This window comes from Pseudomonas prosekii, from assembly GCF_900105155.1.
GTDB lineage: Bacteria > Pseudomonadota > Gammaproteobacteria > Pseudomonadales > Pseudomonadaceae > Aquipseudomonas > Aquipseudomonas prosekii.
In genome coordinates this window covers 3,487,729-3,505,667 of record NZ_LT629762.1, presented here as the reverse complement: position 1 = coordinate 3,505,667, position 17,939 = coordinate 3,487,729, and the positions used below count along the sequence as shown (strand labels likewise).

Genomic DNA, 17,939 nt, shown 5'->3' with positions numbered 1-17,939 from the left:
GCTGCGCACAATAGTAGCTGGGGATTGGGGTTTGTCGTTTATTCACGGCGCGAATGATTGAGGTGCAATTAAAACTGTAGGAGCGAGGCTTGCCCGCGAAGGCGTCAGCACATCAAACATCTATGTTGACTGACACGCCGTCTTCGCGGGCAAGCCTCGCTCCTACAGGTTCCGGCGAGTTTTCGATCGTTCCCACATTTTTCAGACCTGCGCGGTGCGCAGTTTTTCGCTGCGCCCGCGCAGCCATTCCAGGGTCAGCAGCAGGATCACCGAGAAGGCGATCAACAACGTCGCCGCCGCCGCAATGGTCGGGCTGAGGTTTTCGCGGATGCCGCTGAACATCTGCCGAGGCAAGGTGGCCTGCTCCGGCCCGGCGAGGAACAGCGTCACCACCACCTCATCGAACGAGGTCGCGAAGGCAAACAACGCCCCGGAGATCACCCCCGGCGCGATCAACGGCAAGGTCACCCGACGAAACGCCGTCAGCGGCGAAGCCCCGAGGCTAGCCGCCGCGCGCACCAGGTTATGGTTGAACCCCTGCAACGTCGCCGACACCGTAATGATCACAAACGGCACGCCCAACACCGCGTGCACCACGATCAGCGAGAAGAAGCTGTTGCCCAAGCCCAGCGGCGCAAAAAACAGATAACTCGCCACACCAATGATCACCACCGGCACCACCATCGGCGAAATCACCAGCGCCATCACTAGCGCCTTGCCGGGGAAGTCGCCACGCGTCAGGCCAATCGCCGCCAGCGTGCCGAAAATCATCGCCAGCACCGTTGCCGCCGGGGCGACGATGATGCTGTTCTTCAGCGCGCGCATCCATTCCGCCGAGGCGAAAAAGTCGTGATACCACTGCAGCGAAAAGCCTTGCAGCGGATACACGAGGAAACTCCCCGAGTTGAACGACAGCGGAATAATCACCAGCACCGGCAGAATCAGGAACAGCAGGATCAAGCCGCAGAGAATCCGCAAACTGTAGAACCACACCCGCTCAATGGGCGACATATAAGGACTCAGCATTTCGTTCTCCCCTTAGCTCAGGCGCAGGCGACTGGCGCCCACCAGCCAGCTGTAAATCAGATAAAGCACCACGGTCGCCAACAGCAGCAGGCCGCCGAGCGCAGTGGCCATGCCCCAGTTGATGCTGGTGTTGGTGTAGAACGCGACGAAGTAGCTGACCATCTGATCGTTCGGGCTGCCGAGCAATGCCGGGGTGATGTAGTAGCCGATCGCGAGGATGAACACCAACAGGCAACCGGCGCCGACACCGGCGTAAGTCTGCGGGAAATACACCCGCCAGAAACTCGCGAACGGGTGGCAGCCGAGGGAAATGGCGGCGCGCATGTAGGTTGGCGAGATGCCTTTCATCACGCTGTAGATCGGCAGAATCATGAACGGCAGCAGGATGTGCACCATCGAGATGTAGACGCCAGTGCGGTTGAACACCAGTTCCAGCGGTTTATCGATGATGCCCATGGCCATCAAACCGCTGTTGATCAATCCGCCAGATTGCAGCAAGACGATCCACGCGGCGACGCGGACCAGAATCGAGGTCCAGAACGGCAGCAGCACCAGAATCATCAGCAGGTTGCTTTGCCGCGACGGCAGGTTCGCCAGCAGATAGGCCAGCGGGTAGGCCAGCACCAGGCAGATCACGGTGATCACCAGGCCCATCCAGAAGGTGCGGGCGAAGATGTCGAGGTAGATCGCTTGATCGGGCGTCGCCGGGGCCACTTCGCCGAGGTCGTCGATGCGGTGATCGACCGCCGCCAGCAAGTAGTACGGGGTGATGCTGCTGGTGTTGCGGCGCACGGCTTGCCAATACGCCGGATCGCCCCAGCGTTCGTCGAGTGCTTCCAGCGCTTCTTTATAAGAGGCCGGTTCGCTGGCGAACGGCAAGGCGCGGGCGGTTTTGGTCAGCAGGCTGCGGTAGCCGGCCAGTTCCATGTTCAAGCGCTTGGACAGGTCGCCCAAGGTCTGGTTTTTTCGTGCTTCGGCGAGGTCTTCGCTGGCGGCTTTGTAGACCGGTTCGGCGGGCAAGCCGCGACCGTCCCAACCGGCAATGGCGCTGACGGTGCGCGGCATGCCGCCGACCACTTCAGGGTTGCCGACACTTTTGTAGAGCAGCGCCGCAATCGGCACCAGGAACACCAGCAACAGAAACAGCACCAGCGGCGCAATCAAGGCCTGAGCCTTCCAGCGATTGATCCGCTCGGCGTGCCTGAGCCGCTGCTTCAAGGTGGGGTCAGTGCCCGCGGTCACGGGAACGGCGATAGCCATGGCGTACTCCGAAAATCTTTGATCGTTGCAGAGGGTGCCCCCCAATAAAGCAGGTCACCTCTGTTCTTGTTAGCGACACATCGCCCCTGTAGGAGCATGGCTTGCCCGCGAAAGCGTCGGCACATTCAACATTAAATGTCGACTGACACACCGTCATCGCGGGCAAGCCTTGCTCCTACAGGAGTGGATAAGCCCACAGAGTGGGCTTATTTAGCAGCCCAGGAATTGAAGCGCTGCTCCAGTTGCTCGCCGTTGTCAGCCCAGAAGCTGACGTCGATCTGCACCTGGTTGGCGATGTTTTCCGGGGTGGTCGGCATGTCTTTCAGCACGTCTTTGTTCAGCAACGGGACGGCTTGGGTGTTGGCCGGGCCGTAAGCGATGTTTTCCGAATAGGTCTTCTGCTGCTGCGGCGCCACCGAGAACGCGATGAATTTCTTCGCCGCTTCGGCACGGGTTTTATCCAGGCCTTTTGGAATCGCCCACGCGTCAAAGTCGTAGATCCCGCCGTTCCACACCACTTTCAAATTGCTTTCTTTCTGTACCGCCGCGATCCGGCCGTTGTACGCCGAGCTCATGACCACGTCGCCGGAAGCGAGGTATTGCGGCGGTTGTGCGCCGGCCTCCCACCATTGAATGCTTGGCTTGAGTTCATCGAGTTTCTTGAACGCGCGGTCCTGGCCATCCTTGCCGGCCAGCACTTTGTAGACGTCTTTCGGCGCGACGCCGTCGGCCATCAAGGCGAATTCCAGGGTGTACTTGGCGCCCTTGCGCAAGCCGCGCTTGCCCGGGAAGGTCTTGGTGTCCCAGAAATCCACCCAGCTGGTCGGTGCGGTTTTCAGTTTGTCGGCGTTGTAGGCCAGCACCGTCGACCACACGAAGAAACCGACGCCGCACGGCTGGATCGCGCCTTTGACGTAGTCGTCGGCCTTGCCGAACAGCGCCGGGTCGAGTTGCTCGAACATGTCTTCGTCGCAACCGCGCGACAGCTCTGGCGATTCAACTTCTACCAAGTCCCACGACACGCTTTTGGTGTCGACCATGGCTTTGACCTTGGCCATCTCGCCGTTGTACTCGCCAGCGACGATCTTGCCGTTGCCCGCCGCTTCCCACGGCGCATAGAAGGCTTTGACCTGCGCAGCCTTGTTCGCCCCGCCAAAGGACACCACGGTCAGGTCCGGGCCCGCCGCCATCGCGTGTGCCGCACCGATCATGCCCATTACCAGGGCTGTGAATTTCAGGGATTTCAACATTTATATTGTTCTCCACGTGCAGGGTTGGTGTAGCAGGGGGCGATCAATGCGCCTCTAGAAGTGGGTCGAGCGCGCGAACGTGTTCGACTTGCCAGCCAAGCGGTACCACGTCGCCGACCGCGAGCGATGGATCGAGCTCGGCAATCGGTTGTTTCACAAAAAAATCGGTCTTGCCGCAGACTTCCAGGCGCACCCGCACGTGGTCGCCCAGGTAGATGAATTCCGCCACCCGCCCTGAGAAGCGGTTGACGCACGATTCGCTGGAGCCATTGAGGCTTACGCGTTCCGGGCGAATCGACAAAGTGACGGGTTCGCCGGTCTTGCCGACATTCACCGCCAGCGCTTCAACCTTCTCCCCGCGCGCCAACTCGACCACGCAACGGTCGCCGGTGTGGCTGTGCAAACGGCCATTGAGCCGATTGTTTTCGCCGATGAAGTTGGCGACGAAGGTGTTCTTCGGTTCTTCGTAGAGCGAACGCGGCGCGGCGATCTGCTGGATTTCGCCCTGATGAAACACCGCCACGCGGTCGGACATGGTCAGCGCTTCGCCCTGATCGTGGGTGACGTAAACCACGGTCACGCCGAGGCGCTGGTGCAGGTGTTTGATTTCCATCTGCATGTGTTCGCGCAGTTGCTTGTCGAGGGCGCCGAGCGGTTCGTCCATCAACACCAGTTGCGGCTCGAAGACCAAGGCGCGGGCCAGCGCTACACGTTGCTGCTGACCACCGGACAATTGCGCCGGGTAACGTTGGGCAAACGCATCGAGCTGAACCATGCTCAGGACTTTTTTGACTTTGTCGCTGACATCGCTCTTGTTCAAACCGCGCACGCTCAAGGGGAAAGCGAGGTTTTCGGCGACGGTCATGTGCGGAAACAAAGCGTAGTTCTGGAACACCATGCCGATGTCGCGTTTGTGCGGCGGCACGTTGTTGATCGAGCGCCCGGCCAACTGGATTTCGCCAGCGGTCGGCGTTTCAAAACCGGCGAGCATCATCAGGCTGGTGGTCTTGCCGGAACCGGACGGCCCGAGCAAGGTGAGGAATTCGCCTTTGCGAATCTCCAGGTTGAGGTCTTTGACGATCAGGTTTTCGCCGTCGTAGCTTTTTTGCACTCCACGAAAGCTGACCAGAATGTCATTGGCCCCTGTACTTGAATCGACCTGGCTCATACCCACACCTTCGTTAGTGATGACTGCTTGTGGGCTAAGCCTAGTGGACGCTGGAGACCACGCAAATCGGGGCGCAGGAGAGAATCGCCTCAGCCGGATGGAAGGTTGGGGGTAGGGATTGCCCTACAAGGATGGCGCGTTTGGATAAACGCAGCGGTAAGCGGCAAGCTACAAGCGGCAAGCACGGGCAAAGGCGGATTGGCGGGGGTGTCGCAAATGGATATGCCGACGAGATTCCTGTAGGAGCGATGCTTGCCCGCGAAGGCGTCCGCACTGGCGCCAAAAGCTTCGCGGGCAAGCCTCGCTCCTACAGGGGACGTGGTGCATTCAGAGCAGTTTGTGCTCCATCGCGTATTTCACCAGTTCCGCCAGGGAGGTGATGTTGAGCTTTTGCATCAGCCGCGCCTTGTGGGTGCTGATGGTTTTGCTGCTCAACGCCAGTTGCTGGGCGATGTCGTTGACGTTGGCGCCTTGGGCCAGGCGCTCGAACACCGAGAACTCGCGCTCGGACAATAACGAGTGCAGCGGCCGCGAATCGGTCAGGCCGACTTCGAAAACCATGCGATCAGCCAGGTCCGGGTCGATATACCGCCCGCCCGCCGCGACCTTGCGAATCGCCGTCAGCAGCAACGCCGGATCGCTGTCCTTGGTCGCATAACCCGCCGCGCCGACCTTCAACGCGCGCGCAGCCATTTGCGCCTCGTCGTGCATCGACAACACCAGAATCGCCGGCGGATTGTTCAGCGCGCGGATCCGCGGGATCGCTTCCAGGCCGTTGACCCCAGGCATGGAGATGTCCAGCAAGACCACCTCGCAGGGCACGTGACGCAAGGTTTCGAGCAACTGTTCGCCATTACTCGCCTCGCCGACCACCAGCAAATCCTTGGCCAGGCCGATCAATTGCTTGATGCCTTCACGGACGATGGTGTGGTCTTCGGCTACCAATACACGGATCACAAGCTTCTCCAGATTCAAGATCTATCGCGAGCAAGCTCGCTCCCACAGTGATTGGGGTATGGCAGAGATCTGCGCACTGACCCATATCCCCTGTGGGAGCGAGCTTGCTCGCGATGACGTCAGCCTAAACAGCAAAAAACCATCAGGCTTCATTCACCGGCACGCGCACACTCAACGTCGTGCCCTCCCCCGGTTCACTCTCGATCACCAACCGCCCGCCCATGATCAACACCCGCTCGCGCATGCCGACAATCCCGAACGACGTCGGCCGACCAGTGGCAGCGACAAATCCTGCGCCATCATCGCTCACGGTCAGGCACAACTCATCGCCCTCCAGCGCCAGCGTGAGCTCGACAGTATGCGCCTGGGCATGGCGCATCACATTGGTCAGCGCTTCCTGAAGGATGCGGAACAGCCCAATCGCCTTGGCATCGCTGAGCAGCGGGAGATTCTCCGGCACCTGCACCAGACACGGAATCTGCGTGCGCGCCTCAAAACGCCGGGCCTGCCACTCAATTGCCGAAGCGATCCCGGCATCAAGAATCGGTGGCCGCAGCGCCGTCGCGACATCGCGCACCAATTGGAACAACTGCGCGATCAGCCGCTTCATGCTGTTCAAGCGCTCATGCAACCCGGGGTCCAGTTGCGCGTAGGCCAATTCGCACATGGACGTTTCCAGTTTCAACACCGTCAACATCTGCCCCAGCTCATCGTGAACTTCCCGCGCGATCCGCGCCTTTTCCTCTTCACGCACGCTTTCAAGATGCGCCGACAATTCGCGCAGTTGTTCACGGGAACTGGCGAGTTCCAGCTCAATGCGTTTGCTCTCGCTGATGTCCCAGACAATCCCGTCCCAGACATACGCGCCATCCTCCAGCCGCCGGGTGATGGCTTTGATCTCGGCCCAGCGCTGTTCGCCGGAGCGCGTGAGGATGCGGCCCTGCCACGACCAGTCGCTGTCGGTGTCGAGCGCGTGGTCCTGAGTCTGGTGATAACTCGCCTTGTCGTCCGGATGCACCAGACTGCGCAGGCCTTTATCGCGATGCGCAAGGGTCGCCGGCGCGTAACCGACCAGGCTCTCGCTGCCCTCGCTGATGTAGGCAAAGTCGATCTGGCCTGTCACCGGCGCGCGCTCCAGACGAAAGACCAATCCCGGCACGTTGGCGGCAATCCCCTGCAACCGCGCCTCGCTTTCCTGCAGCGCGGCTAGCGCACGCCGGCGTTCGGTGACGTCGTTGAGGTAAACCACCAGGTATTCGCCCTCGCGGAAACGCAGGAAACTCAACGAAACATCTGCCGGCAAAATACTGCCGTCGGCGCGCAAGCAATTGGTTTCGAAACTTTGCGGCGGCTCTTCGCTGGCGCGGGCGCGTTTCCACAGGTTCAGCCAGCGGTCCATGTGCAAGCCCGGTTCGAAGTCGATCAGCGGACGGTCGATCAACGCCCCGGACTTGTAGCCGAGCATGCTTTCGGCGGCGCGATTGGCGTAGCGCACGTGGCTGTCCCAGTTGACCCAAAGGATGCCGACGGTGCTTTGATCGATGGAAAACTGGGTCAGGCGCAGTGCTTCTTCGCTGGCCGCGCGCAACGCAATGTCTGCGCGGGCGTCGCGCAAGCGCTGTTCCAGGCTGTGTTGCTGGCGGCGTTGCCAAAACACAATGGCCGCGGCGCTGAGCAGCAACACCGTCAGCAACATGCAGAGGTTTTGCCAGAACCCCGGCGACTCGGACAAGCGCGGATATTTCGGTTGCAGCCATTGATTGTGCAGTTGCTCCAGATCCTTGGCCGGGATCGCCCGCAGCGCACTTTCGACAATCCCCGCCAGTTCCGGCCAGTCGCGGCGCGTGGCCACTCGCAGCAACTGCGGCAAGCCGATATCGCCGACCACCACCAGCCCGGCGAATTCGGGCTCGACGGACAACCGCCCGAGTTGCGCCTCATCAACCACCGCGTAACCGGCTTGCTGACTCAGCAACAATTGCAGTGCCTGCCGTTCGATCGGCACGCCTTGCAGGTTCAGGTGCGGGAAGTTGCTGCGCAAATAATCGGCGGTGACGCTGGGCATGCGCACGGCGACGCGGGTCTGGCTGTCGAGTTTTTCCAGCTCCACCGCGCCGGTGCCTTTCTGCTCGCTGACCACCAGTTGCGGTACGCGCATGTACGGATCGGAAAACTGCCACAGTCGCAGCCCGCCCGGCGTTTGCGTCAGCCCTGGGGCAATGTCGACCTCGCCTTCGCGCACCGCCGCTTCGAGTTGTTCGATGTCGGGGAAATTGCGCCAACTGAGCTCGACCTTCAGCGCCTTTGCCAGCCATTTCATCAGCTCCACGTTGACCCCGGACAAGCGCTGCAAACGCCGGTCGTATTGCGCGTACGGCGCCTGCAACACCACGCCGACCCGCAATTCGCGGTGTTGCGCCAGCCATTGCTGCTGCGCCGCCGACAATTGCGCAAGGTGTGCCGGTGGCGCAGGCGCCGCCCAGCCCATCAAGGGAAACCACACCCAGCCGATAACCCACAGGCAGCAAAAACGCATCATTGAAGTCCTGCACACTGACAAATACTGATCAACCCATTAGGCTGCCGGAATAACTTCTGGCCTGGAATATCCGATGCCCCCTGTCTATCGCCTGGCATTGCCAGCATTCTGCCTGTCGCTGATCCTGCCCTGTGCCTTCGCCGAGGCCGCCGACCCTGCGCCCGCCGCTGCGGAGCAATCTGCGAAACAACCCGCAGAACAATCCACGGAACAGAAGCCGGCCGAACGTCAGCCATTGCTTGAGCGTAGTCAGGAAGAAGCGAGCGCACTTGAGCGAAAAATTCCCGCGCAGGAACAGCAACAGCTGCAGGCCGGCGACGCAACGTTCCTCGCTTTGTGGAAACCGGCCAACACGGCCGAGCCCAAAGGTGCGGTGATTATTATCCCCGGCGCCGGCGAAACGGTTGACTGGCCGCAAGCGATCAGCCCTTTGCGCAACAAATTGCCGGACGCCCAGTGGAGCAGCCTGAGTATCACCCTGCCCGACCTGCAAAGCGATGCCATTGCGCCACGCGTGGTCGAAGTCCCGCCAACGATCAAGTCCCCGGACACCGGCAGCAAGGACACGGCCACCGCCACGCCGATCGAACAAGCGGCCGGCGGTGAAGCCGACGCGGCCGATAAAGCCGTGGTGGAAACCGACGAAGTTCAAGCCAAGGATGATTCCGAACGCATCTTCGGCCGCATCGATGCGGCGATTGCTTTTGCCGAACAGCAAAGCGCTCGACGCATTGTTGTTCTGGGGCATGGCACCGGCGCTTATTGGGCGGCGCGTTACCTCAGCGAAAGACAGCCATCGCAAGTCGAGAAATTCGTGATGGTCGCGGCGCAGACGCCACCGTCGGGTAAACCGCCGCTCGCCGAACTGACCCCGACCTTGAAGCTGCCGACCGCTGATGTCTTCTATAAGGACAAACCACTGGACCGCAAAGCGGCGCTGGAACGGATGCAGGCGAGCAAACGCCTGAAGACTTCGGCATTTACTCAGGTGTCACTGAAAGCGTTGCCGGGTGATGTGAACGCCGAGCAGGAGCAATTGGTGCGACGCGTGCGTGGGTGGTTGAACCCAAAGCCTGTGACGGATTGATCAATTATTGGCGGCGCCTTCAATCGCGAGCAAGCTCGCTCCCACAGGGATCTTCGGTGTAACGCAGATCGCGAAAACACTGAAAAACCTGTGGGAGCGAGCTTGCTCGCGATGACGGCCTCACAGCCGCCACACAGTCATCCGCCTAACGAAAATCCCGCCGCGCCTTGATCACCGTGTAGGCGTTATGCAATTCCCGAGTCTTGTCCGTCGCCTCGCGTACCTGCAACGCCGACGCCCCCGAACCGGCAATCTTGTCCGGATGATGGCGACTGAGCAGGCGCCGATACGCGCGTTTGATCTGCGCCGGTTCGCTGGTGGCCGACACCCCCAATAAGCGCATCGCGTCCTGATACGTCAGCGCGCTGCTGACTTGCGGGCGTTTCTGCGGTTCGTAATCGTTAGCCAGCGCCAGCACCTGTTGTGGTGTCCAGCCCAGCCATTTGCCCCATTGCGCGAGCAATTCGCGCTCACTGTTGCCCGCACGCCCATCGGCCCAGACCATTCGCCAACAGGCGCGCAAGACACCTTCGGCGGCGTGCGGCTGATTGTTCAAACGGCGCAGATGACTGCGCAAACGGTCGTGCCCGGATTTGCCGCGATTGAACGCGGCAATCGCCCGGCGCTGCGCCGACGCGGTCATTTCCAGTGAACGCATTTCCTGCCGCGCTTGCTGGATATGACCGTCGACCACCCGTCCGTCGCTTTTCGCCAGACGTCCGAGCAGCAGAAACAACAGTTCGTCGTTACGCAGCGCCGGCCGGCCACCGAGTTTTTCGCGCAAGTGCGCCCAGCTGTGCAATTGCAAACGCCGGTCCAGCGCCTGTCCCAACAACGCGCCGAGCATGGCCCCCGGAATGCTGGCTATGGCAAAGCCTGCTCCGGCTCCAATCAGAGTCCCTGGCCACAGCATGTCAGCGGCTCGCTTCTATCAGGGCTTCGGCTTCGGCCAGGCGCTCGTAAGTGCCGACATCCACCCATTGCCCTTCGAGGCGCTCGCCCGTCACTTGCCCGTCGGCCATGGCTTTGCGAAACAGCGGCGCGAGTTTGAATGCACCGGCGGTGCAGCCCTCGAACAACTGCGGATGCAAAACCGCGATGCCGCTGTAGGTCAGGGTTTGCGCGTCTGCGTCGGCATCACGCACTTGGCCATCGACGAGGATGAAATCCCCGTTCGGGTGATGCGCCGGGTTGTCCGCCAGCACCAGATGCGCGAGGCCGGCAATCGGTTGGCGCAACGCGCGGAAGTCGTAGTCGGTCCAGATATCGCCGTTGACCACCACAAACGCCTCGTCACCGAGCAACGGCAAAGCGCGGAAAATCCCGCCGCCGGTTTCCAGTGGTTCACCTTCCGGCGAGTACTGAATGCTCAGGCCAAAACGCGAACCATCGCCCAGATAATCTTCAATCTGCTGACCGAGCCACGCGTGGTTGATTACCACTTCGGTGAATCCGCCAGCGGCCAAGGCTTGCAGGTGATATTCGATCAGCGGTACGCCGCCGGCGCGCACCAGCGGCTTGGGCGTGGTCAGGGTCAGCGGGCGCATGCGCTCGCCTTTGCCCGCAGCCAGAATCATTGCCTTCATGCCGGCACTCCAGCACGCAGACTGGCCAGCAACACGTCAAGTTCGGCCAGCTCCGGACGACGGGCAATCACCGCGTCTATATAAGCAAAGAAGCGCGGCACGTCGGCGAGGTAGCGCGGTTTGCCATCGCGGTGGCAGATACGCGCGAAGATGCCGATGACTTTCAAGTGACGCTGCACGCCCATCAGATCGCTGGCGCGGTGGAAGTCGTCGAAATCCGCCTGCACCGGAATGCCCAGCGCGGTGGCCTGTTGCCAATAATCCTGGAGCCAGGCGAACACGCGCTCTTCGGGCCAACTGAGGAAGGCATCTTTAAACAGACACGTCACGTCGTAGGTGACCGGGCCGTATACCGCGTCCTGGAAATCCAGCACGCCGGGGTTAGGCTCGCTGAGCATCAGGTTGCGCGGCATGTAGTCGCGGTGCACCAGCACTTTTGGCTGCGCCAGGGCGCTGTCGATCAGCAGATCGCTGGCCTGTTGCCAGAGCATTTGCTGGGCGGCGTCGAACTCGATGCCCAGTTCATGTTTCACGTACCAGTCGGGGAACAGCTCGAGTTCGCGGCGCAGCAGTGCGACGTCATAGCTCGGCAGCGGCGCGACCATCGGCAATTGCTGAAATGCCAGCAGCGCCTGCAAGGCATCCTTGAACAAATCGTCGGCATTTTCGCCATCGATCACGTCCAGATAGGTCTTGTTGCCCAGGTCATTGAGCAAAAGAAAGCCGCGTTCGAGGTCTTCGGCATAAATAATCGGCACATTTATTCCGGATTTCGCCAGCAAAAAGGCGATATCCACGAACGGTTTGCAGTTTTCCTGGGGTGGCGGGGCGTCCATCACGATGAAACTTCTGCCCTCGCCCTCCCAACGGAAGTAGCGCCGGAAACTCGCGTCGCTACTGGCCGCAGTCAACGTGGCCGGGGGCACGGCGCCCCAGCCTTGCGCTGCAAAGAGGGTTGCCAACTGTTCGTCGAGCCAAACTTTCAGGTGTTGCAAGCGTACATCTTGGTCAGGCATTACAAGGGTCTCCGACGGCGCTAGCCGTCAAGCGGGTCATGCTTTATTATCCAGCATCTTTTTCAGACCATCGAGAGGCGTGCGGCCCACACCGCGGGCAGATGGCACGCAGGAAGCCCGGACTAATAAGATGGCATTGAAATCCCCCGCGTTTCGTAAAAAATTTCCGTTGTTGGTTACCGGCAGTCTGCTGGCCCTGCAACCCCTAGCCACTTCCTACGTGGTCGCCGCGGAACAGTATGACTGCTCAGTCTCTGCTTCGGGTGCCTGGGACTGTGCGCCCAAGTCGCCGGCAGCTGCATTGCCGCCGCGACCCGTCCATGACGGCAGCGCCACAGCCACCACAAACGGCGAAGCTCCAGCCCGCAATGGCGCCGGTGAAGACACTGGCGCCAAGCCTGTGCTCGTTACCGAAGCCAAGGGCCGTGGCCTGAAGTCCCGTAGCGCAGACTACAGTCACCTCGACTGGGTTCCGCGCGAGAAGCTCACTGCTGCGCAGTTGGCCGAAACCGGTCCTTACTGCTCTGGTTCCTATATCGAACCGATTCGTCCTGGCATGAATGACAAGACGGATAAAAGTGACGCTCCGACCTTTATCGGCGCCAAAGCCTCGCGCTATAACACCGATGATCAGGTCGGTACGCTGGCCGGTGACGTTGTCATGCGTCAGGGCAGCATGCAGGTCGAGGCCGATGAGGCCAGCCTGTATCAGGCAGAAAGCCGTGGCGAACTGAGCGGCAACGTGCGCGTTCGCGACAATGGCGCGCTGATCGTCGGCGACCACGCCGATGTGCAGCTCGACACCGGTGAAGCCAAGGTCGACAACGCCGAATACGTGTTGCACAAGTCGCGCATTCGCGGCAGTGCGCTGTACGCCAAACGTGCCGAAAACGCGATCATCCGCCTCAAGGATGGTACGTACACCACGTGCGAACCGAACAGCAACGCCTGGCAGCTCAAGGGCAACAACATCACCTTGAACCCGGCCACCGGTTTCGGTACCGCGACCAACGTGACGCTGCTGGTCAAGGACATTCCGATCCTGTACACGCCGTACATTTACTTCCCGATCGATGACCGTCGCCAGTCAGGTTTCCTGCCGCCGACCATCGGCACCGGCACCGATACCGGCTTCATGCTGGTCACGCCGTACTACTTCAACCTGGCGCCGAACTACGACGCCACGTTGTATCCGCGTTACATGAGCAAGCGCGGCATGTTGGTGGAAGGCGAGTTCCGTTACCTGACCGAGTCCAGCGAAGGTCAGTTCGGCGCCGCGTACCTCAACGACGACGACACCGAGCGCAGCAAGCAGACCGATTACGAAAAAACCCGCTACATGTACAACTGGCAGCACAAGGGTGGCCTCGATTCGCGCGTCCTCACGCAAGTCGACTACACCAAGATCAGCGATCCTTATTACTTCCAGGATCTGCAGACTGACCAGATTGGCGTGAAGGGTGACGACTACGTCAACCAGCAGGGCTCCGTTACTTATCGTGGCGACAGCTATACCGCGCGTTTGAACGCCCAGGCTTATCAACTGGCGACCGTTTCCAACATCACGCCGTATGCGCGTCTGCCGCAGGTCACCTTCGATGGTGCGCTGCCGTATCACCCGGGCGGTCTGGATTTCGCGTACAACACGGAAATCGTGCGGTTTGATCGGGATCTGGAAACTGGCAACTTCTCCGACGAAGACGGCAACATTACGCGACGCCTGGATACCAACGTCGCCGGCCTTGCCCGTGCCAACGGTAACCGTCTGAACCTTGCACCATCGGTGAGCCTGCCGTTGAACGCGTCGTATGGCTACATCAAGCCGACGCTCAAATATCAGTACACCCAGTACGATCTGGATCTTGATCAGCAAGGTAAAAACACCCTGCTAGCCGGCGAAAGCTATAGCCGCAACCAGAACCGCGCTGTACCGATCGCCAGCATCGACAGCGGCCTGTACTTCGATCGCAATACTCAATGGTTCGGCAAGAACTACCGTCAGACTCTCGAACCGCGCCTGTTCTATCTCTACGTTCCTGAGAAAGACCAGTCCGACATTCCAGTGTTCGACACCGGTGAAAACACCTTTAACTACGCTTCGCTGTTCCGCGACAACCGCTTCTCCGGCACCGACCGCGTTGGTGACGAGAACAAACTGTCGCTGGGCGTAACTAACCGCTGGATCGAAGAGAACGGTTTTGAGCGTCAACGCATCAGCGTCGGCCAGGCCTTCTACTTCAAGGACCGCAAAGTCCAGTTGCCGGGCATTGCATTCAATGACCGTGACGACGCCAAGTCCGACGTTTCGCCTTATGCGCTCGAATACGAATACCGCTGGAACCGCGATTGGCGCACCACGGCCGACTACAACTGGGACCCGGACAGCCGCAGCCCGCGCTCGGGCAGCGCGATGTTCCACTACCAGCCTGAAGACAACCCGAACAAGGTCGTCAACGTCGGCTATCGCTATCGCAATGACCAGGTTCGTTACGACCAGAACACCGGTAAATGGACCGTGGGTGGTGGTGACTACGGCACTCCGGGCCAGCCTGGCTACGTGAAGGATTACTACAAGATCCAGCAGCACGACTTCTCGGTTATCTGGCCGATCGTGCCGCAATGGAACGCCATCAGCCGCTGGCAGTATGACTACAACCGTAACCGTACCCTGGAAGCCTTCGGTGGTTTCGAGTACGACAATTGCTGCTGGAAACTTCGTGTGATCAGCCGTTACTTTGTCGATTACGACGAAAACAGCCAAGACGCTCCGGAAAACGAAAAAGGCGACCATGGCGTCTTCCTCCAAATTGTTCTGAAGGGACTCGGCGGCCTCACCGGCGCCAAAGTAGAGAGCTTCCTCGACAAAGGCATTCAAGGTTATCGTGAACGTGAAGACCAAGCTTTCTGATTGTCTGCGCCCGCTGATGCTGGGCGCGCTGTTCCTGGGTACCGCGGCTAACGCCGCGGTGCAGTCCATCGATAAAGTGGTGGCGATCGTCGACAACGACGTGGTCATGCAGAGCCAACTGGACCAACGCGTCCATGAAGTTCAGCAAACCATCGCCAAGCGCGGCTCTGCCGTGCCGCCGGCCAACGTGCTGGACCAGCAGGTTCTGGAACGTCTGATCGTCGAAAACCTGCAGCTGCAGATCGGCGAACGTTCCGGCATCCGCATCACCGATGAAGAGCTGAACCAGGCTGTCGGCACCATCGCCCAGCGCAACAACATGTCGATCGAGCAGTTCCGTGCCGCTCTGGCCCACGACGGTTTGTCTTACGACGACGCGCGTGACCAGATTCGTCGCGAAATGATCATCAGCCGTGTCCGCCAGCGCCGTGTCGCCGAGCGCATCCAAGTCTCCGAGCAGGAAGTGAAGAACTTCCTCGCCTCCGACTTGGGCAAAATGCAGCTGTCCGAAGAATACCGTTTGGCCAACATCCTGATTCCTACGCCGGAAAGCGCTAATTCCGACGCAATTCAGGCAGCAGCCAAACAAGCGGACGCGGTTTATCAGCAACTCAAGCAAGGCGCGGACTTCGCTCAGTTGGCAATCGCCAAATCTGCCAGCGAAACCGCACTTGAAGGCGGCGACATGGGCTTCCGCAAAGCGGCCCAACTGCCACCTCCGTTCGATCGCATGCTGAGCACCATGGCTGTCGGCGACATCACCCAGCCAATGCGCACCCCGGGCGGCTTCATTATCCTGAAGGTCCTGGACAAGCGTGGCGGCGAGACGCAAACCCGTGATGAAGTGCACGTGCGCCACATCCTGGTCAAGCCAAGCCCGATCCGCGACGAAGCTAAAACCAAGGCGTTGGCCGAATCGCTCTACACCCGTATCGAAGCAGGTGAAGATTTCGGCGAACTGGCGAAAAGCTTCTCGGAAGATCCGGGTTCCGCGCTTAACGGCGGCGACCTCAACTGGATCGACCCGAACGCGCTGGTGCCTGAGTTCCGCGAAGTGATGGCCAATACTCCGCAAGGTCAGCTGTCCAAGCCGTTCCAGACTCAATACGGCTGGCACGTGTTGGAAGTCCTTGGCCGTCGCGCCACCGACAGCACCAGCCAGGCGCGTGAGCAGCAAGCGATGACCGTACTGCGTAACCGCAAATACGACGAAGAGCTGCAAACCTGGCTGCGTCAGATCCGTGACGAAGCGTACGTCGAGATCAAACTCCCTGGTGCAGACCAGGCAGCGCAGTGAAACCCAAGCGTTTTGCTCTCACACCCGGCGAGCCGGCCGGCATAGGTCCAGACCTGTGCCTGCTACTCGCCTCGCAACAACAGCCACATCCCCTGATTGCCATTACCAGCCGCGACCTGCTCACCGAGCGGGCCGCGCAGCTGGGCGTGGTTGTCGATTTGCTGGCGGTCACCCCGGATAACTGGCCGGACGCGCCCGCGCCCGCCAACAGCTTGTATGTCTGGGATACCCCGCTCAACGCCAAGGTCACCGCCGGGCAACTGGACAAGGCCAATGCGGCGTTCGTCCTGGAAACCCTGACCCGTGCCGGCCAGGGCTGCCTCGACGGGCATTTCGCCGGGATGATCACCGCGCCCGTGCACAAAGGCGTGATCAACGAATCCGGGATTGCCTTCTCCGGGCACACGGAATTCCTCGCTGACCTGACCCATACCGCACAAGTGGTAATGATGCTCGCCACGCGTGGATTGCGTGTCGCGCTGGTCACCACCCACCTGCCGCTGCGCGAGATTGCCGATGCAATCACCCCGCAGCGTCTGGAGCGGGTCACGCGGATTCTGCACGCCGACCTGCAAGAAAAATTCGGCATCGCCCAGCCACGCATTCTCGTCTGTGGACTCAACCCCCACGCCGGTGAAGGCGGACACTTGGGCCATGAAGAAATCGACATTATCGAACCCACATTAGAGCGCCTGCGCGGCGAAGGCATGGACCTTCGTGGTCCCCTGCCCGCCGACACTCTGTTTACCCCCAAATATCTGGAGCACTGCGACGCGGTGCTGGCGATGTACCACGACCAGGGCCTGCCGGTGCTGAAGTACAAAGGCTTCGGCGCGGCAGTCAACGTGACCCTCGGCTTGCCGATCATCCGCACATCGGTGGACCACGGCACAGCCCTGGACCTGGCCGGCAGCGGCAAGATCGACACCGGCAGCCTGCAGGTCGCCCTGGAAACCGCCTACCAGATGGCCGAGACCCGTTTATGACCGAGCATTACCAACACAAGGCGCGCAAACGCTTTGGCCAGAACTTCCTGCACGATGCCGGCGTTATCGACCGCATCCTGCGCGCTGTCCGCGCGAAACCCGAAGACCGCCTGCTGGAAATCGGTCCGGGCCAGGGCGCGCTCACCCAAGGCTTGCTCAACAGCGGCGCGCAACTGGACGTGGTGGAGCTGGACAAGGACCTGATCCCGATCCTCAACCAGCAATTCGCCGACAAAAGCAATTTCAACCTGCACCAGGGCGATGCGCTGAAGTTCGACTTCAACAGCCTCAACGCTGCGCCGAACAGCCTGCGGGTGGTCGGTAACCTGCCGTACAACATCTCGACGCCGCTTATTTTTCACCTGCTGAACAACGCCGGGATCATTCGCGACATGCACTTCATGCTGCAAAAGGAAGTGGTCGAGCGTCTGGCGGCGGGTCCTGGCGGTGGTGATTGGGGTCGTCTGTCGATCATGGTTCAGTACCATTGCCGCGTTGAGCACCTGTTCAACGTTGGCCCGGGCGCGTTCAATCCGCCGCCGAAAGTCGACTCGGCGATCGTTCGTCTGGTGCCGCACGATGTACTGCCGCACCCGGCCAAGGATCACAAACTGCTGGAGCGCGTCGTTCGCGAAGCCTTCAACCAGCGCCGCAAGACCCTGCGCAACACCCTCAAGTTGCTCCTGAGCAACGACGAAATCGAAGCCGCCGGTGTCGATGGCAGCCTGCGTCCCGAGCAACTCGACCTCGCCGCTTTCGTGCGCCTGGCGGACAAGCTCAGCGAACAAGTGCTGCAAGCCCGCGCGGTCGACTGACAGGCCTGAGCGTTATCGGGTAGGACGCCAGACGCGATGTCTGG

General features: G+C 60.6%; 14 protein-coding genes. 5 read left to right on the top strand and 9 right to left on the bottom strand.

Annotation, left to right across the window (positions count from 1 at the left end):
* Window positions 1–201: 201 nt before the first annotated feature.
* The 6 genes from BLU01_RS15830 to BLU01_RS15805 all read right to left on the bottom strand — a co-directional run bounded on the left by BLU01_RS15830 (window position 202) and on the right by BLU01_RS15805 (window position 8,200).
* Window positions 202–1,026, bottom strand: coding sequence for an ABC transporter permease (locus BLU01_RS15830; RefSeq protein WP_008084123.1), 825 nt, complete (start codon window positions 1,024–1,026; stop codon window positions 202–204).
* Window positions 1,027–1,038: 12 nt separating this feature from the next.
* Window positions 1,039–2,286 (bottom strand): ABC transporter permease, encoded by a 1,248-nt coding sequence (locus BLU01_RS15825; protein ID WP_092277318.1) that lies wholly within the window; start codon window positions 2,284–2,286, stop codon window positions 1,039–1,041.
* A gap of 206 nt (window positions 2,287–2,492) precedes the next feature.
* Window positions 2,493–3,536, bottom strand: coding sequence for an ABC transporter substrate-binding protein (locus BLU01_RS15820; RefSeq protein ID WP_092277315.1), 1,044 nt, complete (start codon window positions 3,534–3,536; stop codon window positions 2,493–2,495).
* 43 nt (window positions 3,537–3,579) lie between these two features.
* Window positions 3,580–4,704 (bottom strand): ABC transporter ATP-binding protein, encoded by a 1,125-nt coding sequence (locus BLU01_RS15815; protein WP_092277312.1) that lies wholly within the window; start codon window positions 4,702–4,704, stop codon window positions 3,580–3,582.
* Between the two features lie 327 nt (window positions 4,705–5,031).
* Window positions 5,032–5,661 carry a response regulator gene (locus tag BLU01_RS15810; protein WP_003210977.1) on the bottom strand — a complete coding sequence of 210 codons (630 nt, stop codon included), beginning with the start codon at window positions 5,659–5,661 and terminating at the stop codon, window positions 5,032–5,034.
* 142 nt (window positions 5,662–5,803) lie between these two features.
* The gene (locus BLU01_RS15805; protein ID WP_092277309.1) at window positions 5,804–8,200 is read right to left on the bottom strand and encodes a PAS domain-containing sensor histidine kinase; all 2,397 of its coding nucleotides are present in this window, start codon (window positions 8,198–8,200) and stop codon (window positions 5,804–5,806) included.
* Window positions 8,201–8,273: 73 nt separating this feature from the next.
* On the opposite strand from BLU01_RS15805, the gene BLU01_RS15800 reads away from it, so the two are divergent.
* On the top strand, window positions 8,274–9,287 hold the full coding sequence (locus BLU01_RS15800) for an alpha/beta hydrolase family protein (protein ID WP_092277306.1): 1,014 nt from the start codon (window positions 8,274–8,276) through the stop codon (window positions 9,285–9,287).
* Window positions 9,288–9,432: 145 nt separating this feature from the next.
* Here the strand turns inward: BLU01_RS15800 and BLU01_RS15795 are convergent, their stop codons facing one another.
* Genes BLU01_RS15795 through BLU01_RS15785 form a run of 3 tightly spaced genes read right to left on the bottom strand, consistent with a single transcriptional unit; the run spans window position 9,433 to window position 11,889 of the window.
* Window positions 9,433–10,200 carry a DnaJ domain-containing protein gene (locus tag BLU01_RS15795; RefSeq protein WP_092277303.1) on the bottom strand — a complete coding sequence of 256 codons (768 nt, stop codon included), beginning with the start codon at window positions 10,198–10,200 and terminating at the stop codon, window positions 9,433–9,435.
* Window position 10,201: 1 nt separating this feature from the next.
* A complete protein-coding gene (gene murU, locus BLU01_RS15790) occupies window positions 10,202–10,873 on the bottom strand; it encodes an N-acetylmuramate alpha-1-phosphate uridylyltransferase MurU (protein WP_092277300.1) in 672 nt (223 codons plus the stop codon).
* Window positions 10,870–11,889 (bottom strand): aminoglycoside phosphotransferase family protein, encoded by a 1,020-nt coding sequence (locus BLU01_RS15785; RefSeq protein WP_092277297.1) that lies wholly within the window; start codon window positions 11,887–11,889, stop codon window positions 10,870–10,872. The genes murU and BLU01_RS15785 overlap by 4 nt, the downstream gene beginning before the upstream one ends.
* Window positions 11,890–12,019: 130 nt before the next feature.
* Between BLU01_RS15785 and BLU01_RS15780 the strand changes: the two genes are divergently transcribed.
* Genes BLU01_RS15780 through rsmA form a run of 4 tightly spaced genes read left to right on the top strand, consistent with a single transcriptional unit; the run spans window position 12,020 to window position 17,895 of the window.
* The gene (locus BLU01_RS15780) at window positions 12,020–14,797 is read left to right on the top strand and encodes an LPS-assembly protein LptD (protein WP_092277294.1); all 2,778 of its coding nucleotides are present in this window, start codon (window positions 12,020–12,022) and stop codon (window positions 14,795–14,797) included.
* On the top strand, window positions 14,778–16,094 hold the full coding sequence (surA, locus tag BLU01_RS15775; RefSeq protein ID WP_145253366.1) for a peptidylprolyl isomerase SurA: 1,317 nt from the start codon (window positions 14,778–14,780) through the stop codon (window positions 16,092–16,094). Before BLU01_RS15780 ends, surA begins: the two co-directional genes overlap by 20 nt.
* The gene (gene pdxA, locus BLU01_RS15770) at window positions 16,091–17,080 is read left to right on the top strand and encodes a 4-hydroxythreonine-4-phosphate dehydrogenase PdxA (RefSeq protein ID WP_092277288.1); all 990 of its coding nucleotides are present in this window, start codon (window positions 16,091–16,093) and stop codon (window positions 17,078–17,080) included. The genes surA and pdxA overlap by 4 nt, the downstream gene beginning before the upstream one ends.
* Window positions 17,077–17,895, top strand: coding sequence for a 16S rRNA (adenine(1518)-N(6)/adenine(1519)-N(6))-dimethyltransferase RsmA (gene rsmA, locus BLU01_RS15765; protein ID WP_092277285.1), 819 nt, complete (start codon window positions 17,077–17,079; stop codon window positions 17,893–17,895). The genes pdxA and rsmA overlap by 4 nt, the downstream gene beginning before the upstream one ends.
* Window positions 17,896–17,939 lie beyond the last annotated feature (44 nt).

Coding starts and splice junctions, on each gene's coding strand:
- BLU01_RS15830 (WP_008084123.1), bottom strand. CDS start 1,026: ATGCTGAGTCCTTATATGTCGCCCATTGAGCGGGTGTGGTTCTACAGT.
- BLU01_RS15800 (WP_092277306.1), top strand. CDS start 8,274: ATGCCCCCTGTCTATCGCCTGGCATTGCCAGCATTCTGCCTGTCGCTG.
- BLU01_RS15795 (WP_092277303.1), bottom strand. CDS start 10,200: ATGCTGTGGCCAGGGACTCTGATTGGAGCCGGAGCAGGCTTTGCCATA.
- BLU01_RS15825 (WP_092277318.1), bottom strand. CDS start 2,286: ATGGCTATCGCCGTTCCCGTGACCGCGGGCACTGACCCCACCTTGAAG.
- BLU01_RS15785 (WP_092277297.1), bottom strand. CDS start 11,889: ATGCCTGACCAAGATGTACGCTTGCAACACCTGAAAGTTTGGCTCGAC.
- murU (WP_092277300.1), bottom strand. CDS start 10,873: ATGAAGGCAATGATTCTGGCTGCGGGCAAAGGCGAGCGCATGCGCCCG.
- BLU01_RS15780 (WP_092277294.1), top strand. CDS start 12,020: ATGGCATTGAAATCCCCCGCGTTTCGTAAAAAATTTCCGTTGTTGGTT.
- BLU01_RS15805 (WP_092277309.1), bottom strand. CDS start 8,200: ATGATGCGTTTTTGCTGCCTGTGGGTTATCGGCTGGGTGTGGTTTCCC.
- BLU01_RS15820 (WP_092277315.1), bottom strand. CDS start 3,536: ATGTTGAAATCCCTGAAATTCACAGCCCTGGTAATGGGCATGATCGGT.
- BLU01_RS15815 (WP_092277312.1), bottom strand. CDS start 4,704: ATGAGCCAGGTCGATTCAAGTACAGGGGCCAATGACATTCTGGTCAGC.
- rsmA (WP_092277285.1), top strand. CDS start 17,077: ATGACCGAGCATTACCAACACAAGGCGCGCAAACGCTTTGGCCAGAAC.